The organism is Streptomyces sp. NPDC111507 (genome assembly GCF_055638955.1).
On the sequence record NZ_JBVKBU010000007.1, the window covers coordinates 47680 to 70010 of the forward strand.

The following is a 22331-nucleotide window of genomic DNA, read 5'->3' on the forward strand; positions in this document are numbered from 1 at the left end:
GAGTGGGATTCTCGCTGAGTGATTATCTTATTCTTGCGGAGGGTGGCGGTCCAGACCGACGCCGCCCCCTTCTGGCCGCGCGGCGCTCGTCAGTCCTCGTAGGCGACGGTGATGTCCGGGGTCACCGGCTCGCCCTGACAGGTCAGCACCCAGCCCTCGGTGACCTCGTCGTCGTCGAGCGCGTTGTTGACCCGCATCTTGGCCTCGCCCTCGGTGACCTGGGCGATGCAGGTGCCGCAGTTGCCCGACTCGCAGGAGAAGGGCGGCATGAGACCGGCCCGTCGCGCGCTCTCCAGCAGGGTCTCGCCGGAGTGCCGCGGCACCGAGCGCCGCTTGCCGGCGAGGACGATGCTGACCGTGCCCTCCTGCTCCGCCGGGGCCGCGCTCCCGCTCCCCGGGCTGCCGCGAGTCTCCTCGGCCGCCGGGGTGAAGCGCTCGGCGAAGATCTGCTCGGCCGCGACGCCGTGCACGAGCAGGGCGCGCTCCGCCAGGTCCATGAACGGTGCGGGGCCGCAGAGGTAGAAGTCCGCGTCCAGGTCGACGCCGGCGAACTCGCGCACCTGGAGATCCGTGATGAAACCCCCCTGCTCGTCCAGGTGGTGGCGGATCTCGAACCGGTCCGGGTGCCGCTCGGCCAGTTCGGTCAGCGCGGACCCGAAGATGATCGAGCCGGCGTCCCGGTTGGCCGACAGGACGCGGACGCGCCGGTTCGTCGTCGCCAGCGCGGTCTTGACGAGCGACAGGACCGGCGTGATGCCGCTGCCCCCGCAGTACGCCACTAGGGGCTCGTCAGACTCCCGCAGACAGAACACCCCGGCGGGTGCCGTGGTCTCTATGACGTCGCCGGGCGCGAGATGTTCGTGCATCCAGTTCGACACCAGGCCGCCCGGCACGCGCTTCACCGTCGTCATCAACTCGTCGTCGGTCTCCGGGGAACTCGACATCGAGTAACTGCGCAGGGCGCCGCACGCCCTGACCGTCAGGAACTGCCCGGCCCGGTAGGGGAACGGGGCGTCGAGCACGTATGTGCGCGTGTCGGCTGTCTCCTGGATGATCCGCTTGATCCGGACCGGATGGAAGCCGTGGTCTCGTACCATGTGTGGAATTTAGCTTCTCCCTCTGCGAGAGTGCAATTCTCGCGCCGAGGAGGGAGCTCTCACCATGCGGACCGCCATGCGGACGATGCCCGCCGAGCTGATCGAACGGTATGAAGCGGAGGGCTGGTGGACTCGGGAGACGATCGGGGACCTGCTGGCGTACGGCCTCGACGCCGCCCCCGACGTCGAGTTCCGCGTGCATTCGGCCGTCCGGCCCTGGGAAGGGACCTTCGCCGACGTCGAACGGACGGCCCGCAGGCTCGCCGCGGGGCTGCGCGCCCGGGGAGTCGGCCCCGGTGACGTCATCGCCTTCCAGCTGCCCAACTGGATGGAAGCCGCCGCGGTGTTCTGGGCCTCGGCCTTCCTCGGGGCGGTCGTGGTGCCCATCGTCCACTTCTACGGGCGCAAGGAGGTCGGCTACATCCTCGACGCCGTCGCGCCCCGCGTCTTCGTCACGGCCGAGCGCTTCGGCCGGATGGAACACCAGCCGGACCTGTCCGCCGCGGTGCCCGTCGTCGGCCTCGTCGGGCGGGACTTCGACGAGCTGCTCGCCGACGAGCCGCTGCCCGGTGTCCTCGCGACGGACGCGGCCGCGCCCGCCCTGATCGCGTTCACCTCCGGCACCACCCGCGATCCCAAGGGTGTCGTCCACTCCCATCGGACGCTGAGCTTCGAGACGCGCCAGCTCGCCGGGCTCTACCCGCCCGACCGGGGCCCTCAGCTCACGGCGGCCCCGGTCGGGCACTTCATCGGGATGGTGAACTCCTTCCTGATCCCCGTCCTCGACGGCTCGCCGGTGAACCTCGCCGACGTCTGGGACCCCGCGCGGGTGCTGGAGTTGATGGAGAGCGACGGACTCACCGTGGGCGGCGGGGCGGCGTACTTCATGACGAGCCTGCTCGACCACCCCGACTTCACCCCCCGGCACCTGGCCGCCATGAAGTACGCGGGTCTCGGCGGGGCGGCGGTCCCGGTCGCGGTCACCACCCGCCTCACGGAACTCGGCATGACGGTCTTCCGCTCGTACGGCAGCACGGAACACCCCTCGATCACCGGCTCCCGGTACACCGCTCCCGAGGACAAGCGGCTCCACACGGACGGCGACGCCCTGCCCGGCACGGAGATCCGGCTGGCCGAGGACGGCGAGATCCTCAGCCGCGGACCCGACCTGTGCCTCGGGTACACCGATCCGGCCCTGACCGAGCGCGCCTTCGACGGCGAGGGCTGGTACCGCACCGGTGACATCGGGGTGATCGACGAGGACGGCTACCTCACCATCACCGACCGCAAGGCCGACATCATCATCCGCGGCGGCGAGAACATCGGTGCCCTGGAGGTCGAGGAGGCGCTGCTCACCCTGTCGGCCGTGGCCGAGGCCGCCGTGGTGGCCGCCCCCGATGCCCGCCTCGGCGAACACGCGGCCGCGGTCCTGCGGCTGAGGCCCGGTCACCCCGCGCCCACGCTCGACGAGATGTGCGCCCACCTCGAACGGGCGGGCCTGGCCCGGCAGAAGTGGCCGGAGGAGCTGCATGTCGTGCCGGAGTTCCCGCGGACGGCGAGCGGCAAGGTGCAGAAGTTCGTTCTCCGTCGGGACATTGCCGCACGAGCAAGTTGAGAATAGGATTCTCGTAATCAGCGAAGGAGGATCTCATGCCGTCGCGCGTGTTGCCGTATCCGTTGTTCGACGCCGACAACCACCTGTACGAGACGGAGGATGCGCTCACCCGGTACCTGCCGAAGCAGTACGAGGGCGCCATCCAGTACGTGCAGGTGAAAGGCCGTACGAAGATCGCGATCCGTGGTCAGATCAGCGACTACATCCCCAACCCCACGTTCTCGGTGGTCGCCCGGCCGGGGGCGTGGGAGCAGTACTTCCGGGAGGGCAATCCAGAGGGCAAGTCGCACCGCGAACTGTTCGGTGAGCCGATGAAGTCGATTCCCGCGTTCCGTGAGCCCGGGCCGCGGCTTGAGCTCATGGACGAGATGGGGATCCAGCAGGCGCTGAACTTCCCGACTCTGGCCAGCCTGATCGAGGAGCGGATGCGGGACGACCCGGAGCTCATCCACGCGGTCGTCCACTCGCTCAACGAGTGGCTGTACGACACGTGGAAGTTCAACTACAAGGACCGGATCTTCACCACGCCGGTGATCAGCCTGCCGATCCTGGACAAGGCGATGGCCGAGCTTGAGTGGTGCCTGGAGCGCGGAGCGCGCTCGATCCTCGTCCGGCCCGCCCCGGTCCCCGGGTTCGGCGGCTCGCGGTCCTTCGCGCTGCCGGAGTTCGACCCCTTCTGGAAGCGGGTCGAGGAGGCGGGGGTGCTGGTGTCGATGCACTCCTCCGACAGCGGCTACTCCCGCTACTCCAGCGACTGGGAGGGCAGGAGCCAGGAGATGACGCCGTTCCAGGCGCAGACCTTCCGGATGCTGGGCGAATGGCGTCCGGTCACCGACTCGGTGGCCTCCTGGGTCTGCCACGGCGCGCTGTTCCGCTTCCCCGAGCTCAAGGTCTCGGTCATCGAGAACGGATCCTCCTGGCTGGTGCCGCTCCTCGACCAGCTGGCCGACGTCTACAAGAAGCAGCCGCAGGGCTTCCTGGGCGACCCGGTCGAAGAGGTCAAGAACCGGATCCACATCAGCCCGTTCTGGGAGGAGGACATGGCCGAGCTGGCCGGGATCATCGGTGTCGAGCGGGTGCTGTTCGGCTCCGACTACCCCCACCCCGAGGGCCTGGCCGACCCGGTCACCTACATCGACGCGATCCAGGGGATGAAGGAGGCCGACCAGGCCAAGATCATGGGCGGCAACCTGGCCCGGTTGATCGGCGTATGAAAGGGGAGACCATCCCGCGGATGGTGCTGAGCGCGGCCGACCGCTTCGGTGACGCCGAAGCGGTCGTGGACGGTCAACTCCGGCTCACCTTCAAGGAGTTGGCCGATCGCGTGCGCACCGCCGCGGGGGCGTTCGCGGCGGCCGGTGTCGGCAGGGGCGACCGGGCGGCCGTCTGGGCCCCCAACTCCGCCGAGTGGATCATCGCGGCCTTCGGGCTGCTGACCGCAGGCGGCGTCCTGGTCCCGGTCAACACCCGGTTCAAGGCGGACGAGGCGGGCGACATCATCCGCCGCAGCGGAGCCAAGGTCGTCCTCGTCGAGAAGGGCTTCCTCGGTCTGGACTTCGAGGTGCCGTCGGGCGTGCCCGTGATCGACATCAAGTCGGACTTCCTCGCGAGCGGTTCGCCCTACGAGGCCGAGGTGAGCGGCGACGACGTGTGCGACATCGTGTTCACCTCGGGGACCACGGGGCGGCCCAAGGGTGTGCTGATGACACACGCCCAGACACTCCGGCTGTACGCGGAGTGGTGCGACCTGGCGGACCTCAGGGAGGGCGACCGCTATCTGATCGTCAACCCGTTCTTCCACATCTTCGGCTACAAGGCGGGCTGCATCACGTCCCTGATCCGGGGCGCGACCATCCTCCCGGTGCCGGTCTTCGACGTGGACCGGGTCCTCGAACTGGTCGAGCGCGAGAAGGTGACGGTCCTGCCGGGCCCGCCCACCCTCTACCACTCACTGCTGGCGGCACAGGGCGGCCACGACCTGTCCTCGCTGCGGGTCGCCGTCACCGGAGCCGCCGACATCCCGGTCGACCTCGTCCGCAGGATCGTCACTGACCTGCCCTTCCGCACCGTCATGACGGGCTACGGCCTGACCGAGGCGGGCACGGCCACGGCCTCGCGCCCCGGCGACTCCTTCGAGGACATCGCGACGACCGTCGGCACCCCCTGCGACGGCGTCGAGATCCGGATCGCGGACGACGGAGAGGTCCTGGTGCGCGGGTACAGCGTCATGCGCGGCTACCTCGACGACCCGGCCGCGACCGCCGAGGCGATCGACGCGGATGGCTGGCTGCACACCGGGGACCTCGGGACGCTCGACGACCGGGGCCGGCTGCGGATCGTCGGCCGCAAGAAGGACATGTTCATCGTGGGCGGCTTCAACGCCTACCCGGCCGAGATCGAGGGCTTCCTGATGGAGCATCCGGCCGTCGCCCAGGCCGCCGTGATCGGCGTACCGGACGAGCGGCTCGGCCAGGTCGGCAAGGCCTTCGTGGTTCTTCGCGAGGTCCTCGCGGCGGGCGAGCTGATCGCCTGGAGCCGGGAGCGGATGGCCGGGTTCAAGGTGCCCAGGTATGTGGAGTTTCTCGAAGAGCTGCCGCTGAACGCCACCGGCAAGGTGATGAAGGACCGATTGCGATGACGTCTGAAGCGAAGCCGCCGGAGAAGGACGACTTCTCCCACACGGCCTCCGGGATTCCCCTCAAGGCGGTCTACGGGCCCGCCGACCGGCCCGTCGAGCCGCCCGCGCCGGGGCGCTTCCCCTTCACCCGCGGCAACTACTCCTCGGGCTACCGGGGTCGGCTGTGGACGCTGCGCCAGTACTCCGGCTTCGGCACCGCCGAGGAGTCCAACCGGCGCTACCGCTACCTCCTCGAACAGGGCGGCACCGGACTGTCCGTGGCCCTCGACCTGCCCACCCAGTGCGGCTACGACTCCGACGATCCGGAGGTGAGCGAGGAGGTCGGCCGGGTCGGCGTCGCCCTCGACACGCTCGCCGACGCCGAGGTGCTCTTCGAGGACATCCCCCTCGACCGGATCAGCACCAGCTTCACCATCAACGGCACGGCGGCGATCCTGCTGGCGTTCTACGTGGCCGCCGCCGAGCGCGGCGGAGTACCCCGGGCGAAGCTCACCGGGACGATACAGAACGACATCCTCAAGGAGTACGCCTCCCGGGGCACCTGGATCTGGCCGCCGGAACCGTCGCTGCGGCTGATCGCCGACACCATCGAGTTCTGCGCCGCCGAGGTGCCGCGGTTCAACGCGATCTCGGTGGCGGGCGCGCACTTCCGCGACGCCGGCGCCAACGCCGTGCAGGAGATGGCGTTCACGCTCGCCGACGGCGTCACCTACTGCGACACGGTGCTGGCGCGCGGCCGGATGACGATCGACCGGTTCGCCCCGCAGATCTCCTTCTTCTTCTACACCCACGGCGACTTCTTCGAGGAGATCGCCAAGTACCGTGCGGGCCGCAGACGTTGGGCGACGATCGTCCGCGAGCGGTACGGCGCGAGCACCGACAAGGCGTCGATGTTCCGCTTCGGCTGTGTGGCGGGCGGGGCCTCCCTGTACGCGCCGCAGGCGCAGAACAACACGGTCCGGGTGGCCTACGAGGCGATGGCCTCGGTGCTGGGCGGCGTGCAGTCGATGTTCACGGCGGCCTGGGACGAGCCGTTCGCGCTGCCCAGCGAGGAGTCGGCGACACTCGCCCTGCGCACCCAGCAGATCCTCGCCCACGAGACCGGCGTCGCCCGGGTCGCGGACCCGCTCGGCGGCTCGTACTTCGTGGAAGCCCTCACGGATGCCACCGAGGAACGCATCGCCGAGATCATGGCGGACCTGGAACACCACGGGGGAATGGTCCGGGCGATCGAGGACGGCTACCTCCAGGGCCTCATCGCCGACGAGGCCTACCGCCTCCACCAAGATGTCGAGGCGGGCACCCGGCCGGTCGTCGGCGTCAACCGCTTCGCCACGCCCGAGCCGCCGCCCCAGCTGGAGACGTACGAGCTCGACGGGGAAGGCCGCGACCGGCAGTTGAAGCGGCTCGCCGACGTGAAGGCCACCCGCGACGCCGCGGCCGTACGGGACCGCCTCGCCGCCCTCGCCCGCGGCGCCGAGGGCACCGACAACCTCATGCCCCTGCTCATCGACTGCGCCAAGGCCTACTGCACGGTCGGCGAGATGGTCGCCGCCCTCAAGGCGGTCTGGGGCGAGTTCCGGCAACCGGTGGTGTTCTGATGTCGTCCCGTGTGCTCATCGCCAAACCCGGTCTGGACGGCCACGACCGGGGGGCCAAGATCGTCGCGCGGACGCTGCGCGACGCCGGGTTCGAGGTGGTCTTCACCGGCATCCGCCAGCGCGTCGACACCATCGTGGCGACCGCGCTCCAGGAGGACGTGGCCGTGGTCGGCCTCAGCATCCTCTCCGGCGCGCACCTGGCGCTGACGACGCGGGTCGTGGAGGGGCTGCGGGCCGCCGGGGCCGAGGACATCGCCGTCGTCGTGGGCGGCACCATCCCGCCGGCCGACGTGCCCCGCATGAGGGCGGCGGGTGCCGCGGCGGTCTTCCCCACCGGAACACCCCTCGACGCCATCGTGGCGCAGATGCGCACCCTGACGGCGGTCGTCCCCGCCTCGCCCGCGACTCCCTGACCTGCCGGTGCAGGATGACGCGGGAGACCGCCACTCGAAACATCGGCACCTCGAAACAACGGGACCCCAAAACCCCGAACCCGAAACCCCGAAACCCCGAAAACTGGGAGGCACTGTGCGCGTCGGTGTGATGATCGGGCCGGAGCGTGGGGACTCCGCGCGCAAGGTCGCGCGGATGATCGACGACGTGACCTGGGCGGAGCGGGCGGGCCTCGACACCGCCTGGGTGCCCCAGATCCCCACGGACTTCGACGCGTTGACGGCCGTGGCCCTGATGGGTGCGCGGACCGAGCGGATCGAGATCGGGACCGCGGTCGTACCGCTCCAGACACAGCACCCGATCGCGCTGGCGCGCCAGGCGCTGTCCGCGCAGGGTGCCGCGGGCGGGCGGCTCGCCCTGGGCCTCGGACCCTCCCACCACTGGATCATCCGGGACATGCTCGGACTGCCCTACGAGCGGCCCGCCGCCTTCACCCGTGACTATCTGGACGTCCTGGACGCGGCGCTGCGCGGACCGGGCCCGGTCGACGTCGAGAACGGCACGTTCACCGTGCACAACCCGCTCGACCTCGCCTCCGTGGCCCCGCTCCCGGTGCTGCTCGCGGCGCTCGGCCCGGTCATGCTGGCACTCGCGGGCGAGCGGGCGGACGGGACCGTCCTGTGGATGGCCGACGAACGCGCGGTCGCCGACCACGTCGTACCCCGTATCACCAAGGCGGCGGACGGCGCGGGGCGTCCGGCGCCGCGGATCGTCGCGGGCATCCCGGTGTGTCTGTGCCGGCCCGCCGAGGTCGACGCGGCGCGCGAGCGCGCCAACCGGATCCTCGGGGAGGCCGAGATCTCGCCCAACTACCAGCGGCTGCTGGACTACGGAGACGCCCGCGACATCGGCGACCTGTGCGCGGCCGGTGACGAGACGGCCATCGCGGCCCGCTTCCGGCGCTTCGCCGACGCCGGGGTCACCGATCTGTCGGTACGGCTGCTGCCGATCGGTGAGGGCCGCGAGGAACTGATCGCCTCCAAGCGCCGGACCCGCGAGGTGCTCGCCGGGATCGCCGCGGACTTCCGATGACCCCCGGCCCCGCGACCCCCGGGCCGCTGGCCGGCATCCGCGTCCTGGAGGTCGGCCACATGCTGGCGGGCCCCTACGCCACGATGATGCTCGCCGACCTCGGTGCCGAGGTCATCAAGATCGAGCCGCCGGGCGGGGACATCTCCCGGCAGGTGAGCGACGCGTACTTCGCCAGCCTCAACCGGGGCAAGCGCAGTGTCCGCTTCGACCTGACGACGCCGAGCGGTCAGGAACGACTCGGCGAACTGGTCGCGGACGCCCACGCGTTGCTGGTCAACCTCAAACCGTCGGCGATCCACCGGCTCGGGCTCACCTACGAGGCTCTGAAGCAGCGGAACGAACGGATCGTCTGTGTCGCGCTCACGGGCTTCGGCCTGGACGCGGGCGACGACCCGGCCTTCGACTACGTCGTCCAGGCGGCCACCGGCGTCGCCGCGCTCACCGGCGACCCGGCAGGCCCGCCGACCCTGCCCGGCTACTCCTCGGCCGACAACTCCTCCGGCCTCACCGCGGCACTCGGCCTGCTCGCGCAGATCGTGTCGGGCCGCGGCGGGCAGGTCGAGGTGTCACTGCGGGACGTGATGCTCTCCCAGCTCAACTACCGGGCGTCCGCCTACCTCAACGAGGGAGTCGAGCCGCGCCGTCTGCCGCTGGGCGCACACTCGTACTACGTACCGGCGCAGCTCTTCCCCACAGCGGACGGCCACTTGGCCCTGTTCATCACCCACGACAGCTTCTGGAAGTCCTTCACCGCCGAGGCGGGCATCGAGGGCTTCCCGACGATGGCCGAACGCGCGGCGCGTCGCGAGGAGGTGCTCGACGTGGTCACGAAGGCCCTGGCGAGCGACACCGCGACCGGCTGGGAGACACGCCTGCGTCCCCTGGGCGTGCCCGCGGCGGCCGTGCGGACGTTGCCGCAGGCGCTGGCGGCGACACCGGAGGCGATCGTGACGGCCGGGGACTTCCGGCTCGTACGCGGTCCCGTGCGGGTGGCCGGGTACGAGCCCGCCTACGGACCGCCGCCCCGCCTGGGCGAGCACGGCTCGTAGAGCGTGGGCCGTTCGCGGCGGACACGCGAAGGGGTCCCGGGAGTTCGACTCCCGGGACCCCGCGCGTTCACCCCGGCATCGACTCCGACTTCTGCACCGTGCCGGTGATACCGCTCGCGTCCTGGCCGGCCAGGCGTACCGCGGCGTGGGCCATCGCCTCCGGGGGTTCGATCATCTCCGGTGGGATCTCGCGTCCGCCGCCCCCGGCCTGCCAGCCCTCGGTGACGACGACACGCGACGGGGCCAGGCAGTTGACCGCGATGTTGTCGGTCCTGAGGGTGGCGGCGAGCCCGAGATAGAGGCGCTCGACGCCCGCCTTGGAGACCCAGTACGCGTTGGCGCCCCTGTCGATCATGTCGACCCCGTTGGTGGTCACCGCCACCAGCGAGCCTCCGCCGCGCGCTCTGATGTGCGGGATGACGGCCCTGGTGACGAGGAAGACCCCGGTGAGGTTGACGTCCAGGCACAGCTGCCAGCGCTTGAGCGGGGTGGACTCGACCGGGCCGAGCCACATGACCCCGGCGTTGGCGATCAGGATGTCGATCCCGCCGAACTCCGCGACGGTCGCGGCGACGGCGGCCTCGACCGACGCCTCGGAGGTCACGTCGCACGCGACCGCCAGGGCGCGGCCACCCGCCGACGTGATCCGCTCGGCGACGGCGTGGATCGTGCCGGGTATCCGGCCCTCCTCCTCGGAGCGCGCGGCGACCGCGACCGCGGCCCCGGCTTCCGCGAGTCCCCGCGCGATGTTCCGGCCGATGCCCCGGCTCGCCCCGGCGACGAACGCCACCTTCCCCTTCAGCTCGCCGCTCACGTTCGGTCGGCCGTTCACTTCGGCGGGAACCGGAGGGCGCCGTCGAGGCGGATGACCTCGCCGTTGAGGTAGTCGTTCTCGCAGATGTGCTCCACGAGAGCCGCGTACTCGGGGGAGCGGCCCATGCGCTTGGGATGCGGGACCTTGGGTCCCCAGTAGGCCTCCAGCTGGTCGCCCGCCGCGCCGTAGGCCGGGGTGAGGAAGGTGCCCGGGGCGATCGTGACGACCCGGATGCCCAGCGGCGAGAGGTCGCGCGCGGCGACGAGGGTCATGCCGACCACCCCGCCCTTGGCGGCGGCGTACGGGATCTGCCCGATCTGCCCCTCGTACGCCGCGATCGACGCGGTGTTGACGATGACGCCCCGGTCGCCGTCGACCGCCTCCTGGCGTGCGATGGCCGCGGCCGCCAGGCGCATGACGTTGAAGACGGCCGTGAGGTAGAAGTCGATGGTCTTCCGGAAGCCCGCGAGGTCCAGGGGTTCGCCGTCCTTGCCGACCAGCCGGCCGCCACTGGCCGGGCCGCCGTGCGCGTCCACCGAGATCCTGAGCGGTCCCGCCGCCTCGGCCTCGGCCATCGCCGCCTTGACGTCGTTCTCGTCGGTGGCGTCCGTGCGTACGTAGCGGACGCCCAACTCCGCCTCGAGCGCCTTGCCCTTCTCGTCGGCGAGGTCGGCCACGACCACCTTCGCTCCCGACGCGTGGAGGCGACGGACGGTGGCCTCGCCCAGGCCCCCCGCCCCACCGACCACGACCGCGGAACTCCCACTGATCTGCATCAAGGTTATCCTCTCTTGCAAGCAGGGCTCTGTATATATGAGAATAGCATTCTCATGAATATCACCATGATCCTTGAGATGGCGGCTTCGGCCGGCGATCGGGCGGTGATAACGGCGGGCGGCCGTTCGCTGACCGCCGCCGAGCTGCTGCGCCGCGCCCATGCCGCCGCCCACCGCTTCCGGGGCCGTCAGGCCGTCGTCCACCTCGGCGCCAACCAACTCGCCTATCCCGTCGCCCTGTTCGGAGCCGCCCTGGCGGGCGTTCCCTTCGTCCCGGTCAACTACCGGCTGGGCGAGCAGCAGTTGAACGCCCTGCTGGCCCGTCATCCCGGCGCCGTGGTCCTGCGCCCGGGCGACCTCGACGCCCTCGTCGACGACCAGCCGGACGTGGAGTTCCTGGACCCGCCGCAGGACCAGGACTCCGTCGCCGTGCTGCTCTACACCAGCGGCACCACCGCCGAGCCCAAGGCGGCCGTGCTCCGGCACCGCCATCTGCTCGCCTACGTGCTGAACACCCAGGAGTTCGCGTCGGCCGAGGAGGACGACGCGTCGCTGGTGGCGGTACCGCCGTACCACGTCGCGGGACTCATGAACCTGCTGACGAACCTCTACTCCGGCCGCCGGATCGTGTACCTGCAGACGTTCGAACCACGGCAGTGGCTGGAGACCGTACGCGGGGAGCGGATCACCCACGCCCTCGTGGTCCCCACCATGCTCGCCCGGATCGTCGCCGAGGCGCCTAGCGACGACGCCGGGGCGCCCCTGCTGCGCAGCCTCGCCTACGGGGGTGCGCGCACCCCGGGGCCCATCGTGGAACGGGCGTTGCGCATCTTCCCGCAGACCGGCTTCGTCAACGCCTACGGCCTGACCGAGACCGCCTCCTCCATCGCCGTCCTCGGCCCCGACGACCACTGGCGGGCGTCCGTGTCGGACGACCCCGCGGTACGCGACCGCCTCGGCTCGGTGGGCCGGGCGCTGCCCGGAATCGAGATCCAGATCCGCACGGACGACGACGAACCGGCCTCGGCGGGGGAGACCGGACTGGTCTTCGTACGCGGCGAGCAGATCTCCGGCGAGTACGGCGGCCGCAGCGCCCTGGACGCCGAGGGCTGGTTCGCCACCCGGGACCGGGGACGGCTCGACACCGAGGGCTACCTCTTCATCGAGGGGCGTGCAGACGACACCATCATCCGGGGCGGCGAGAACATCGCCCCGGCCGAGATCGAGGACGTACTCCTCGCCCACCCCGGCATCGCCGAGGCGGCCGTCGTCGGGCTGCCCGACCCCGAGTGGGGGCAGCGGATCGTCGCCATCGTCGTCGGCGCGGGCGACCCGGCCGAGATCCGGCAGTGGGTCAAGGACCGGCTCCGCTCGTCCAAGACGCCGGACGCCATCGTGTTCCGAGCCGAACTCCCCAAGACCGAGACCGGAAAACTCCTGCGCCGCACCCTCCTGGCCGAGTTGGAGACCACCCATGCCTGAAGCAGTCATCGCGTCCGCCCTGCGCACCCCCATCGGCACCGCCGTCAAGGGCACCCTGCGCGACACGACCGCGTTCGACCTGGCCCACCACATCGTCACCGCGGCGGCCGAAGGCCTCGACCCGGCCCTCATCGACGACGTGATCCTCGGCGAGGGCCTCTACGGCGGTGGCGTCCTGGCCCGGCACGCCGCGGTCACCGCGGGGCTCACCTCGGTCGCGGGGCTGGCCACCAACCGGCACTGCGCCGCGGGCATGGCCGCCGTCCAGAGCGCCGCCGCGAGCGTGATGGCGGGCATGGACGAACTCGTCATCGCCGGCGGCGTCAACTCGGCCTCCACCTCCCCGAAGGCGCTCTTCCGGGTCAACGGCGAGTGGGAACCCTGGATGTCGTCCACCCACCCCGACCGCCCCGACGCCCCCAACAAGGACATGTCGATCACGGTGGGCTGGAACACCGCCGTCGCGGCGGGCCTCACCCGCGCCGAACTGGACGCCTGGGCGCTGCGCTCGCACCGCAACGCCGTGGCGGCCATCGACGAGGGCCGCTTCAAGGAGGAGATCGTCCCGATCGAGACCCCCCACGGGCTGTTCTCCGTCGACGAGCACCCGCGCCGGGACACCAGCGCCGAGAAACTGGCCCAGCTGAAGCCCCTGCACCCGGAGATCGACGGCTTCAGCATCACGGCGGGCAACGCGGGCGGTGCGAACGACGCCGCGGCCGCCCTGGTCGTCGCGAGCGAGGCGACGGCGGCCCGCGAGGGGCTGACGGTCCTCGCCACCGTACGGTCCTGGGCGTCCGTCGGCGTCGACCCCGCCGAGATGGGCCTTGCCCCGGTGAAGGCGATCCCCAAGGCCCTGGCCCGCGCGGGCCTGTCGGTCGCCGACGTCGACCTGTTCGAGATCAACGAGGCGTTCGCCTCGGTGCCCGTCGCCGCCGTCCGGCTGCTCGCACTCGACCCGGACACGGTGAACTTCAGCGGCAGCGGCTGCTCCCTCGGCCACCCGGTCGCCGCCACCGGGGCCCGCATGCTGGTCACGCTCGTCCACGAACTGCGCAGGCGCGGCGGTGGCATCGGGGTGGCCGCCCTGTGCGCGGGCGGCGGTATGGGGTCGGCGACGGTCATCGAGGTCCCGGCTCCCTGAACCGACGGCGCGCTCCGGCGCGCAGGCCCGGCGCATGGCGCGTGCCCGCGCCGGGCCGGGGTGCCCCGCTTATCGGCACTCCGGACGACCCCCCGCCGCCGGTGGATCAGCTCCGGAAGCGGAGCAGCGCCTCCTGGGCGTACGAGGCGACCAGGGCGCCGTCCTCGGTCAGGACGTCCCCCCGGCCGAAGCAGCGGCCGTGGGCCAGGATCGGGCTGTGCTGGTGCAGCAGCAGCCAGTCCTCGGTGCGCAGCGGCCGGTGGAACCAGAGACTGTGCGAGGTGACGGCGGAGGTGAACGCCGTGCGCGAGTCCCGCTGGGAGATCCCGTCGAGGCGGCGCACGGCGGTGCCGATGAGCGTCAGGTCGGTGGCGTAGGCGGTGAGCGCCGGGGCGAGTTCGGGGGGGACCTCCGGCGTGCGCATCCACAGGTCGTACTCGGGCGGCTCCGCCTTCGGGGACTCCAGGTCGGTGACCGACCGGGTCGTCCAGGGGATGAGGCCGAGGTCCACGTCGTGTTCCGCGCCGGGCACGGAGGGGACCTTGAAGTCGCTCTGCTGGTCGAGTCCGTCCTCCTCGGCGTGCAGGGACGCCGAGGCGGTGGCGATGACACCCGGCGTCTGCCGGGCGACGATCGTCAGGGTCGCGAAGGTGCCGCCCTCGCGATGGCGCGTCACTTCGTAGCGGACGGGTTCGTCGGTCAGGCCCTCGCGCGGGAACTGGGCGTGCAGGGACTTGACGGCCTTGTCCGGGCAGGTGAGAGCGGCGGCCCGGACGAACTGGGCCAGCAGCTGCCCGCCGAACAGCCGGTGATAGCCGAGGTGTTGGTTGGATCCCTCGAAGCACGTGACGGGCTCGGGAGCCGAAGGGTCGGGGCGCAGCTCCAGGCAGGTGAGCAGGTCGTTCCAGAGGTCGGTCACAGGCACTCCCGGTGCGATTCGGTGGGATGCGAGGGGATGCGGTGGGCGGTGGTGCGGCGTGGTTTCTTGGAGCTGTGGGGTTGCGTCGGATGTGAGGTTCTTTCGGGCGGAGGGGGGAGGGGGGAGGGGGCGCTCAGGCCGGGAGGGAGCCTGTTGTCCTTGTCGACGTCGAGGAGCGCGGCGCGACGTCAACGAGCTCTTTCGCGTGGCGTCGAGACCGACGTGGGCGTCCTCGCCTGGCGTGGCATCCCCTACGCGGCCCCGCCCGTGGGCGCCCGGCGCCTGCGACCGCCGAGGCGGACCGGGCCGCTCACGGGTCCGCGTCACAACTGAACGAGTCGCGGAGCCGAGCGGCCCTCGCGTATCAGCGCCCCGGCCTCCCGCGTCAACTCCCGTGCGCTGCCCAGCAGTCCGTCCAGCACGAGGGCGCGCCGGACGTGCCGGTGCAGGTCGTGCTCGGCGGTGAAGCCGATCCCGCCGAGGACCTGCTGACAGTGCCGGGCGGCCGTCAGCGCCGCCTGTCCGGCCGCCGCCTTGGCCAGCAGGCAGCCGAGGTCGTCCTCGGCGGCCACGAGGGTCGCCTCGGCGCCGTCGAGCGCGACAAGGGTCTCGGCGAGCCGGTGCCGTACGGCCTGGAAGGAGGCCAGGGGACGGCCGAACTGGGTCCGGTCGAGCACGTGTGAGCGGGCGAGCGCGAGCATCGCCCGGCCGGTGCCCAGCAGCCACCAGCCGAGCGCCCGGCGTCCCGCGGCGAGCGGGACGGGATCCCCGGCCGCCACGGTCCGCAGTGGCAGCTCGCTGTCCAGTGCGCCCCCCGTCTCGTCACTGCGCTCCCACGCGACCCACGCGCCGCCCGTGTACGGCAGGGGCAGCGTGCCCCCGACCGCACGTCCCGCCGCGTGCAGCAGGACGTCGTTGAGCAGTGGCGCGTGCGCGCCGGTCTCGCCGAGCAGCCCGAAGGTGAGCGGGACCGCCACGTCCGGCACTTCCGTCAGCAGGTCGGACCAGCCGAGATCGGCCAGGGCCGTGTCGAGGGTGCGGCCCGACGCCGCCGTCATCGTCTTGCGGAGCGTCTGCGCGAACAGGTCCCGCTCGGCGGCATCCATCGTGGGTCAGTCCCTTCCCAGGTCCAGCAGCCGACGGGCGATGATGTTGCGCTGGATCTCGGCGGTGCCGCCGTAGATGGTCGCCGCCCGCGAGTACAGGTACTCCTCCCGCCACGGCGTGTCCGTCAGTTCCAGCACGCCGGGGAGCAGGTCCCGGGCGGTGTCGAAGAGTTGCTGCTCGGCGGTGGCCAGCAGCACCTTGTCGACGGAGGTCTCCGGGCCGAGCCGGGCGCCGGCCGCGAGTCGCCGCTGGGTGGCGTGGGAGCGGCAGCGCACGGTGTGCAGCGCCAGATAGGCGGCGCCCAGGGCCAGGTCCTCCCCGGCGTCATCCGGTTCGGCCAGCTCCGTGAGCAGCCGGTCGAGCCGGGTGTAGAGGTGGGCGACGCGGTGCCAGAAGCAGGTGGAGCGCTCGTGCGGGAGCAGGTCCATCGCGAGTCGCCAGCCGTCGCCGGGGCGGCCGAGCATCCGGTCGGCGGGGACGACCACGTCGTCGAAGAACACCTCGGCGAACTCGTCCACGCCGTGCATCGTGCGCAGTGGCCGCACGGTGATGCCGGGGGTGTCCATGTCGACGAAGAACGCGGTGATCCCGTCGTGGCCCGGCGCGGTGCGGGTGAGCAGGACACAGCGCGCCGCGTACTGCGCGAGGCTCGTCCACACCTTCTGGCCCGTCACCACCCAGTCCCCGCCCCGTGGGACGGCCCGGGTGGTGAGAGAGGCGAGGTCGCTGCCCGAGCCGGGTTCGGAGAAGCCCTGGCACCACTGCTCCCGGCCGCCGAGCAGCAGGGGGACCATCGCTGCCGCCAGCTCCGGGCGGGCGTACGAGATCATCGTCGGGGCGAGCACCTCGATCATCGAGTAGATGCCGGGCTCGGCCAGGCCCCGGGAGGCGACCTCCTCACCGAGCACGGCCCGCAGTACGGCCGGCCCGCCGAGACCTCCCACCTCGGCGGGCCAGCCGTACCGCATCCAGTCCGCCTCGTAGAGCGCGCGCCGCACCCGGGCCAGCTGCGCGACCTGGCCGTCGAGGGAGTGATCGGGCCCGGGGGAGAGGTCGTTCCGGTCGAGCCAGTGGCGCAGACCCGACCGGAACTCCGTGACGTTCACGCGCCCGGGCGTTCGAAGGCGTGCGGGCGGCCCGAGTCGTGCGCTCCGCTGCGGCGGATGAACGTCATCGCCCGCGTCCGCAGTCGCCAGCCGTCGGCGGTCCGCAGATAGGTGTCGTTGTAGTAGCCGATCCGCATGGCGTGGGTGGCGTGGTCGATGAAGCACAGCGGCTGGGTGCCGGTCGCGGTGTTCCCGTCCGTCTCGCCGGGTTCGGGCAGCTCGATCACGGCCGTACCCACCAGGAACAGCCCCTTGGGCGCGGCGGCGACCAGGGCCGGGAACTCGTCGAGGCCATAGGTGTCTCCGAAAGCGCTGTAGGTGCCGTCGGGGGTGAAGACCGCGAGCACCCCGTCGATGTCGCCCCGGGTCATGTGGACCGCGTAGCGGCCCAGCAGCTGCTGAATCTCCATCAGGTCGTCAGTGGACAAGGACCTTTCACCCCTTCGGTGAGAAGGCGATGAGAATGTCATTCTCATTCACGAGTGGCAGGTTTCCATGTGTGGGTCATGGCGTCAACGGCCACGGCAGCAACGGCCACGGCGTCAACGGTCGCGGCGGAGCTTCGCGAAGTCCCAGCTCACGACCTTCTCCGCGGTGAGCCGGAGCCAGCCGTGCTTCCCGTCGTACCGGAACGCGCCGCCGCCCATGTACTTGTCCGCGAAGAGCTGTTCGGGGCGCACGAGCTCGTCCAGGGGGTCTCCCTTGCGGGGTGCCTCGCCGACGACCTCGACGCTGCCTCGTAGTTCGACACCGCGCAGGGCCATGAAGTCCGTGCCCCCGTCGTCGACGATCACGCCGAGCCGGGGATCCCGGTCCAGATCGGTCCAGCGCTGGCTGCGTACCAGCGAGTTGAGCCACAGCGTGGACCCGTCCCACACGAACCACAGGGCGCTGACGTGGGGATCTCCGTCCCGTCCTACGGTCGCGACCCGGCACAGAGGCTGGGTTCGCAGGAAGGTGTCCCGCTCGGGGTCGGTCATGGCGATCGCGGTTCCCCTGCGCTGTCCGCTCATCGTCTCTCCTGCCTTTGTGTGAATGGTTGATTCTCTCTTAGTGAGAAGCTAGTTTCCACCCATAGAGAGGAGGAGAACCACCTCGCGCTCAAGGTGGCCGGGGCGATCACCTGTTCCCGTCGGCCGCTCGGGGACAGCACCGAGGAGGAGACCCCTTGAACCAGCCCACACCCTTCGCCGCCCTGAGGGCGGTCGCCAAGTACGCCTTGCAGCAGATGGCACCGCCGTCACCGTCTCCCGGCCGACCGGCCGCCGAGACCATTCGTCCTCGCCGGTCTCGGCGAGTGTGTGAGTGACGGCCCGTCATGGAGCAGTTCCTCACCTTCGGGATCGTCGGCCTGAGCACCGCCGCGATCTACGCGGTCATCGGCAGCGGACTGGTGCTCACCTACACGACGACCGGCGTCTTCAACTTCGCACACGGCGCGGCGGGCATGCTGTCGGCCTTCACCTACTGGCAGCTCACCGGAGGCTGGGGCTGGCCGGTGCCGGTGGCGCTGGCCGTGGTCCTGCTCGTCCTCGCCCCGGCCTTCGGCCTGTTCGTCGAGAAGGTCGTCCTCCGGCCCGTCCAGGCGCTGGGCGAGGCCGAACGGCTGGTCATGACGGTGGCGTTGCTGAGCGGCCTCATCGCCGTCGCCCGCTGGATCTGGGATCCCAACGTGCCGCGCACGCTGCCCACGTTCTTCGCCGACCGCAAGCCCTTCCACCTCGGCTCGGCCGTGGTCACCTGGCACCAGGCCCTCACCATGACCGTCGCGGTGCTGGTCGCGGTCGGCCTGCGGATCCTGCTCTACCGCACCCGCCCGGGCGCCGAGATGCGGGCGACCGTCGACGACCGCGCCCTGGTCGGGCTGACGGGAGCCCATCCCGTACGGGCCAACAAGACCGCCTGGATCCTCGGCACCCAACTCGCCGCGATCGGCGGCATCCTGATCGCGCCGACCGTCACCCTGGACGCAGCCCAGCTCTCGCTGCTGATCGTCAGCGCCTACACCGCGGCCATCTTCGGCCGGCTCCGCAGTGTGCCCCTGACCTTCGTCGGCGCGATCGTGGTCGGCTGCATGGAGAGCTATCTGACCGGCTATCTCCCGCAGAACGCCTACCTGCCCGGCCTCAGGCTGGCCGCCCCCGCGCTGCTGCTGTTCGTGGCCCTGCTGGCGTTCCCGCACCGGCGACTGCGCGGCCGGGACCGCAAGCTGCGCCCGGTGCCGGTTCCGACGGCCCGCGGCACGGCCGTGTTCGCCATCTGCGTCGTCGCGTTCGGCGCGGTACTGGCCTCGGTCCTCGGCGAGGCCGACCTCATCACCTACGGCGCCATCTTCTCGCTCGGCGTGGTGGCCCTGTCGTACGTACCGCTGGCCGGGTACGCCGGGCAGATATCGCTCTGCCAGCTGAGCATGGCCGGGATCGGGGCCGTCGTATGGGCCCACCTGGGCGCGCACGGGGAGTTCTGGGCCCTCGGAGCCGCGATCCTGGTCTCCGCGGTGGCCGGCGCCCTCGTCGCGCTGCCCGCACTGCGGCTGTCCGGGGTGTACCTGGCGCTCGGGACCGCCGCCTTCGCGGTCGTCCTGGACCGGTGGATCTTCACCCTGCCGTCCTTCCATCTGTTCGGGATGCGGATCGCCCTGTTCGACCAGGGCTCGGTGGACGTGGCCGGACCCCGGCTCTTCGGCCTCGAACTGGACACCGCGGCGAAGCAGCTGGTGTTCGCGGCCGTCTGCCTCGCGCTCGCCTCACTGGTCGTGGCGGCGGTGCGCCGGGGCCCCTTCGGACGGCGACTGATCGCGCTGCGCGACAGCGAGGCCGCCTACGCGACCCTCGGCGGCAGCCTGCTGCGGGCCAAGGTCCTGGTGTTCGCGCTCTCCTCGGGCATCGCCGGGCTCGGCGGCGCGCTGTACGGAATGCAGCAACGGTCGATCACCGCCGACCAGTTCAACCTGGTGGCGGGACTGCCGATCTTCCTCGTCGCGGTGGTCGGCGGCCTCGGCGCGGTGGGCAACGGACTGTTCGCCGGGACCGCCTACATCGGCCCGACGAACGCGCTGGTCGCCGTGGCGCCCTGGGCGCAGAACCTCGTCGCCCTGCTGCCCGGCCTCGCCGGCATCGGACTCGGCCACAACCCCGACGGCATCGTGGTCCGCTTCCGCCGCGAGTGGGAGCCGCTCGGCCGGGACCGGATCGCCCTGCCCGGCCTGCTCTGCGTACTCGCCCTGCTGTGGTTCCTGCGGCTCGGCGACCTGATCAACGGCTGGACGTTCCTGGGCTGTTCGGTGGCCGCGGGGGTGGCGCTGCGGATCTGGGCGAGCGCCCGGCAGACCGCCGCACCGACCGAACCGGAGGTCCCCGTCGAGTGGTGGGGACTGCGGCGCGCCTGGCGCCCCGAGGACAGGGAGGTGCTCGCCCGTGGCCTCGCTGCGGATTAGCGGAGTGACCGTCGCCTTCGGCGGAAACCGGGCTCTGGACGGCGTCGCCCTGAGCGCCGAACCGGGCCGCGTGACCGGACTCATCGGCCCCAACGGAGCAGGCAAGAGCACCCTGTTCGACGTCGCCTCCGGACTGCGCAGGCCCTCCTCCGGACAGGTCTTCCTCGACGGCCGGGACGTCACCCGGACCAGCCCCGCGGGCCGCGCCCGGCGCGGACTCGCCCGCACCTTCCAGCGGCTGGAGCTCTTCGGCCGCCTCACCGTCCGCGACAACCTCCTCGTCGCGGCCGAACTCGGTCCCGACCGGCGCCGGGCACATCACGCCGTCACCGAGACCCTCACCAGGCTCGGCCTGACCCATCTCGCCGACAGCCCGCCCGACGCGCTGCCCACCGGAGTCGCCCGCCTGGTCGAGGTCGGCCGCGCGATGGTCATCCGGCCCAAAGTGCTCCTCCTCGACGAACCCGCCGCAGGACAGGACAGCGAGGAGACCGAACGGTTCGCCGCGCTGCTGCGCTCGCTGACCGACGAGGGCACGGCCGTGGTCCTCGTCGAACATGACATGAGCCTCGTCATGGGCGTGTGCGACGAGGTGTACGTACTCGATCTCGGCAAGGTCATCGCGTCCGGCCCGCCCGAGGTGATCCGGAACGACGAGACCGTCCTGGCGGCCTACCTGGGGGACGCGTGAGCGCCATTCTCGAACTGAGCGGCGTTCGTGCCGCCTACGACCGGATCACGGTCCTGCACGGCGTCGACCTCCAGGTCGCCGCCGGGCAGGTGGTGGCCCTGCTGGGCCCGAACGGGGCGGGCAAGACCACCACCCTGCGCGTCGCCTCCGGAGTCCACCCCCTCGCATCCGGCCGTCTCCGGCTGGGCGGCCGGGACATGACCGGAGCCGACCCCCGCGACCTGGCCCGCGCCGGGGTCTGTCTGATCCCCGAGGGCCGCGGCGTGTTCCCCAACCTGTCCGTCCGCGACAACCTCCTGATGATGACCTTCACCGGCCGCAGCCGCGCGGAGATCGAGGAGATCGCCTTCCAGCGCTTCCCGATCCTCCACCGCCGCGCCTCTCAGGCGGCCGGCACCCTCTCCGGCGGCGAGCAGCAGATGCTCGCCCTCGCCCGCGGCCTCGCCACCGACCCCGCCGTCCTGCTGCTCGACGAACTCTCCATGGGACTGGCCCCGTTGATCGTCGGCCGGCTCTACGAACAGGTCGCCGAGATCGCCCGGCAGGGGGTGGCCGTCCTGGTGGTCGAGCAGTTCGCGGCCGCCGTCCTCGACATCGCCGACCACGCGGCCGTTCTCGTACGTGGCCGGGTCCAACGGCAGGGCCACCCCGACGGCGGGCTGCGCGCCGAACTGTCCGCCCTCTACCTGGGGAGTTCCGCATGACCAGCACCGAGCCGCGCGCGGACCGCTTCGTCCGAGAACTGGCGGTACTGAAGATCCCCGACCCGGCCGCCGCCCGGGCCACCCTCTGGCTGCGCCTCGGCGTCCTGCTGATGGCGGGCGGCCTGGTGCTCGGCGTGTCGGGCTACCTGGTGTCCCACAACACCGTCGACCCGCTCGTCCAGGGCGACGGACTCGCACTCGGGCTGGGCGGCGTCTGCGCGACCGTGGTGGGCTCCGCGCTCTTCCTGCGGTACTCGCTCACCGGCTTCCTGCGGTTCTGGATGGCCCGCCAGTCCTACGACATCAACCTGCTCACCGATCGCCTGCTCGAAAGGGACATCCACCATGACCCCACCGGTAACGACGCCGCGCCCCGGTGACCAGCTCGCCAGCGCGGTCTGCAGCACGCGGGTGGTCGTCGTCCGCGCCCCCGCCGGCGGCTCGGTCCAGCTCTCCTGCGGAGGCAGTCCGATGGTGCCCGCGACCGCCGCGAAGCCGGCGCCCGGCGGGGCGGCCGATGCCGTCACCCTCATCGGCAAGCGGTACGTGGACGCCGACGGGGCCCTCGAAGTGCTCTGCACCTCCTCCGGCACCGGCGAACTGAGCTGCGACGGCGTCCCGATGACCATCAAGGCGGCCAAGCCGCTCCCCGCCTCCGACTAGCCGT

General features: G+C 71.5%; 22 protein-coding genes. 14 read left to right on the forward strand and 8 right to left on the reverse strand.

Annotated elements, in window-relative coordinates; all coding sequences use genetic code 11:
• Positions 1-89: 89 nt before the first annotated feature.
• On the reverse strand, positions 90-1097 hold the full coding sequence (locus tag ACZ7M2_RS27325; protein WP_471597517.1) for a 2Fe-2S iron-sulfur cluster-binding protein: 1008 nt from the start codon (positions 1095-1097) through the stop codon (positions 90-92).
• Between the two features lie 64 nt (positions 1098-1161).
• Here ACZ7M2_RS27325 and ACZ7M2_RS27330 point away from each other — a divergent pair, with 64 nt between their 5' ends.
• The 7 genes from ACZ7M2_RS27330 (at position 1162) to ACZ7M2_RS27360 (ending at position 9485) form a co-directional block, all read left to right on the forward strand.
• Entirely contained in the window at positions 1162-2712 is a 1551-nt protein-coding gene (locus tag ACZ7M2_RS27330; protein ID WP_471597518.1) for an AMP-binding protein, read from the forward strand.
• A 35-nt stretch (positions 2713-2747) separates the two neighbouring features.
• The gene (locus ACZ7M2_RS27335) at positions 2748-3926 is read left to right on the forward strand and encodes an amidohydrolase family protein (protein WP_471597519.1); all 1179 of its coding nucleotides are present in this window, start codon (positions 2748-2750) and stop codon (positions 3924-3926) included.
• Positions 3923-5350 carry a FadD3 family acyl-CoA ligase gene (locus ACZ7M2_RS27340; RefSeq protein ID WP_471597520.1) on the forward strand — a complete coding sequence of 476 codons (1428 nt, stop codon included), beginning with the start codon at positions 3923-3925 and terminating at the stop codon, positions 5348-5350. Before ACZ7M2_RS27335 ends, ACZ7M2_RS27340 begins: the two co-directional genes overlap by 4 nt.
• Positions 5347-6951 carry a methylmalonyl-CoA mutase family protein gene (locus ACZ7M2_RS27345; RefSeq protein ID WP_470052560.1) on the forward strand — a complete coding sequence of 535 codons (1605 nt, stop codon included), beginning with the start codon at positions 5347-5349 and terminating at the stop codon, positions 6949-6951. Before ACZ7M2_RS27340 ends, ACZ7M2_RS27345 begins: the two co-directional genes overlap by 4 nt.
• Positions 6951-7364 (forward strand): cobalamin B12-binding domain-containing protein, encoded by a 414-nt coding sequence (locus tag ACZ7M2_RS27350; protein ID WP_471597521.1) that lies wholly within the window; start codon positions 6951-6953, stop codon positions 7362-7364. The genes ACZ7M2_RS27345 and ACZ7M2_RS27350 overlap by 1 nt, the downstream gene beginning before the upstream one ends.
• 115 nt (positions 7365-7479) lie before the next feature.
• Positions 7480-8436: an LLM class F420-dependent oxidoreductase gene (locus ACZ7M2_RS27355; RefSeq protein ID WP_471597522.1), complete on the forward strand. Its 957-nt coding sequence runs from the start codon at positions 7480-7482 to the stop codon at positions 8434-8436.
• Positions 8433-9485 carry a CaiB/BaiF CoA transferase family protein gene (locus ACZ7M2_RS27360; protein WP_471597523.1) on the forward strand — a complete coding sequence of 351 codons (1053 nt, stop codon included), beginning with the start codon at positions 8433-8435 and terminating at the stop codon, positions 9483-9485. The genes ACZ7M2_RS27355 and ACZ7M2_RS27360 overlap by 4 nt, the downstream gene beginning before the upstream one ends.
• 67 nt (positions 9486-9552) lie before the next feature.
• Here ACZ7M2_RS27360 and ACZ7M2_RS27365 read toward each other — a convergent pair whose 3' ends face one another.
• Positions 9553-10299: an SDR family NAD(P)-dependent oxidoreductase gene (locus ACZ7M2_RS27365; RefSeq protein ID WP_471597524.1), complete on the reverse strand. Its 747-nt coding sequence runs from the start codon at positions 10297-10299 to the stop codon at positions 9553-9555.
• A 14-nt stretch (positions 10300-10313) separates the two neighbouring features.
• On the reverse strand, positions 10314-11075 hold the full coding sequence (locus ACZ7M2_RS27370; RefSeq protein ID WP_471597525.1) for an SDR family NAD(P)-dependent oxidoreductase: 762 nt from the start codon (positions 11073-11075) through the stop codon (positions 10314-10316).
• A gap of 54 nt (positions 11076-11129) precedes the next feature.
• Here ACZ7M2_RS27370 and ACZ7M2_RS27375 point away from each other — a divergent pair, with 54 nt between their 5' ends.
• Positions 11130-12557 (forward strand): class I adenylate-forming enzyme family protein, encoded by a 1428-nt coding sequence (locus ACZ7M2_RS27375; protein WP_471597526.1) that lies wholly within the window; start codon positions 11130-11132, stop codon positions 12555-12557.
• Positions 12550-13701 carry a thiolase family protein gene (locus tag ACZ7M2_RS27380; RefSeq protein WP_471597527.1) on the forward strand — a complete coding sequence of 384 codons (1152 nt, stop codon included), beginning with the start codon at positions 12550-12552 and terminating at the stop codon, positions 13699-13701. Before ACZ7M2_RS27375 ends, ACZ7M2_RS27380 begins: the two co-directional genes overlap by 8 nt.
• Positions 13702-13807: 106 nt before the next feature.
• Here the strand turns inward: ACZ7M2_RS27380 and ACZ7M2_RS27385 are convergent, their stop codons facing one another.
• The 5 genes from ACZ7M2_RS27385 to ACZ7M2_RS27405 all read right to left on the reverse strand — a co-directional run bounded on the left by ACZ7M2_RS27385 (position 13808) and on the right by ACZ7M2_RS27405 (position 17846).
• A complete protein-coding gene (locus tag ACZ7M2_RS27385) occupies positions 13808-14620 on the reverse strand; it encodes an acyl-CoA thioesterase (RefSeq protein ID WP_471597528.1) in 813 nt (270 codons plus the stop codon).
• A gap of 323 nt (positions 14621-14943) precedes the next feature.
• Positions 14944-15726 carry an acyl-CoA dehydrogenase family protein gene (locus tag ACZ7M2_RS27390; RefSeq protein ID WP_471597529.1) on the reverse strand — a complete coding sequence of 261 codons (783 nt, stop codon included), beginning with the start codon at positions 15724-15726 and terminating at the stop codon, positions 14944-14946.
• 6 nt (positions 15727-15732) lie between these two features.
• Positions 15733-16833: an acyl-CoA dehydrogenase family protein gene (locus ACZ7M2_RS27395; protein ID WP_471597530.1), complete on the reverse strand. Its 1101-nt coding sequence runs from the start codon at positions 16831-16833 to the stop codon at positions 15733-15735.
• Positions 16830-17261: a nuclear transport factor 2 family protein gene (locus tag ACZ7M2_RS27400; protein WP_471597531.1), complete on the reverse strand. Its 432-nt coding sequence runs from the start codon at positions 17259-17261 to the stop codon at positions 16830-16832. The genes ACZ7M2_RS27395 and ACZ7M2_RS27400 overlap by 4 nt, the downstream gene beginning before the upstream one ends.
• A gap of 114 nt (positions 17262-17375) precedes the next feature.
• Positions 17376-17846, reverse strand: a complete 471-nt coding sequence (locus tag ACZ7M2_RS27405; protein WP_471597532.1) for a pyridoxamine 5'-phosphate oxidase family protein — start codon at positions 17844-17846, stop codon at positions 17376-17378.
• Positions 17847-18151: 305 nt separating this feature from the next.
• On the opposite strand from ACZ7M2_RS27405, the gene ACZ7M2_RS27410 reads away from it, so the two are divergent.
• The 5 genes from ACZ7M2_RS27410 to ACZ7M2_RS27430 are packed head-to-tail and all read left to right on the forward strand — an operon-like array spanning position 18152 to position 22327.
• A complete protein-coding gene (locus tag ACZ7M2_RS27410; protein WP_471597533.1) occupies positions 18152-20269 on the forward strand; it encodes a branched-chain amino acid ABC transporter permease in 2118 nt (705 codons plus the stop codon).
• Entirely contained in the window at positions 20250-20960 is a 711-nt protein-coding gene (locus ACZ7M2_RS27415; protein WP_471597534.1) for an ABC transporter ATP-binding protein, read from the forward strand. Before ACZ7M2_RS27410 ends, ACZ7M2_RS27415 begins: the two co-directional genes overlap by 20 nt.
• On the forward strand, positions 20957-21664 hold the full coding sequence (locus tag ACZ7M2_RS27420; RefSeq protein ID WP_471597535.1) for an ABC transporter ATP-binding protein: 708 nt from the start codon (positions 20957-20959) through the stop codon (positions 21662-21664). Before ACZ7M2_RS27415 ends, ACZ7M2_RS27420 begins: the two co-directional genes overlap by 4 nt.
• Complete coding sequence (locus ACZ7M2_RS27425; RefSeq protein ID WP_471597536.1) at positions 21661-22044, forward strand: hypothetical protein; 384 nt, start codon at positions 21661-21663, stop codon at positions 22042-22044. Before ACZ7M2_RS27420 ends, ACZ7M2_RS27425 begins: the two co-directional genes overlap by 4 nt.
• Positions 22010-22327 carry a hypothetical protein gene (locus ACZ7M2_RS27430; RefSeq protein ID WP_471597537.1) on the forward strand — a complete coding sequence of 106 codons (318 nt, stop codon included), beginning with the start codon at positions 22010-22012 and terminating at the stop codon, positions 22325-22327. Before ACZ7M2_RS27425 ends, ACZ7M2_RS27430 begins: the two co-directional genes overlap by 35 nt.
• Positions 22328-22331 lie beyond the last annotated feature (4 nt).

Excerpts from the sequence above, each read along its gene's own strand:
- ACZ7M2_RS27325 (WP_471597517.1), bottom strand. The coding sequence starts at position 1,097 with ATGGTACGAGACCACGGCTTCCATCCGGTCCGGATCAAGCGGATCATC.
- ACZ7M2_RS27330 (WP_471597518.1), top strand. The coding sequence starts at position 1,162 with ATGCGGACCGCCATGCGGACGATGCCCGCCGAGCTGATCGAACGGTAT.
- ACZ7M2_RS27335 (WP_471597519.1), top strand. The coding sequence starts at position 2,748 with ATGCCGTCGCGCGTGTTGCCGTATCCGTTGTTCGACGCCGACAACCAC.
- ACZ7M2_RS27340 (WP_471597520.1), top strand. The coding sequence starts at position 3,923 with ATGAAAGGGGAGACCATCCCGCGGATGGTGCTGAGCGCGGCCGACCGC.
- ACZ7M2_RS27345 (WP_470052560.1), top strand. The coding sequence starts at position 5,347 with ATGACGTCTGAAGCGAAGCCGCCGGAGAAGGACGACTTCTCCCACACG.
- ACZ7M2_RS27350 (WP_471597521.1), top strand. The coding sequence starts at position 6,951 with ATGTCGTCCCGTGTGCTCATCGCCAAACCCGGTCTGGACGGCCACGAC.
- ACZ7M2_RS27360 (WP_471597523.1), top strand. The coding sequence starts at position 8,433 with ATGACCCCCGGCCCCGCGACCCCCGGGCCGCTGGCCGGCATCCGCGTC.
- ACZ7M2_RS27370 (WP_471597525.1), bottom strand. The coding sequence starts at position 11,075 with ATGCAGATCAGTGGGAGTTCCGCGGTCGTGGTCGGTGGGGCGGGGGGC.
- ACZ7M2_RS27375 (WP_471597526.1), top strand. The coding sequence starts at position 11,130 with ATGAATATCACCATGATCCTTGAGATGGCGGCTTCGGCCGGCGATCGG.
- ACZ7M2_RS27380 (WP_471597527.1), top strand. The coding sequence starts at position 12,550 with ATGCCTGAAGCAGTCATCGCGTCCGCCCTGCGCACCCCCATCGGCACC.
- ACZ7M2_RS27390 (WP_471597529.1), bottom strand. The coding sequence starts at position 15,726 with ATGGATGCCGCCGAGCGGGACCTGTTCGCGCAGACGCTCCGCAAGACG.
- ACZ7M2_RS27405 (WP_471597532.1), bottom strand. The coding sequence starts at position 17,846 with ATGAGCGGACAGCGCAGGGGAACCGCGATCGCCATGACCGACCCCGAG.
- ACZ7M2_RS27410 (WP_471597533.1), top strand. The coding sequence starts at position 18,152 with ATGGAGCAGTTCCTCACCTTCGGGATCGTCGGCCTGAGCACCGCCGCG.
- ACZ7M2_RS27425 (WP_471597536.1), top strand. The coding sequence starts at position 21,661 with ATGACCAGCACCGAGCCGCGCGCGGACCGCTTCGTCCGAGAACTGGCG.
- ACZ7M2_RS27430 (WP_471597537.1), top strand. The coding sequence starts at position 22,010 with ATGACCCCACCGGTAACGACGCCGCGCCCCGGTGACCAGCTCGCCAGC.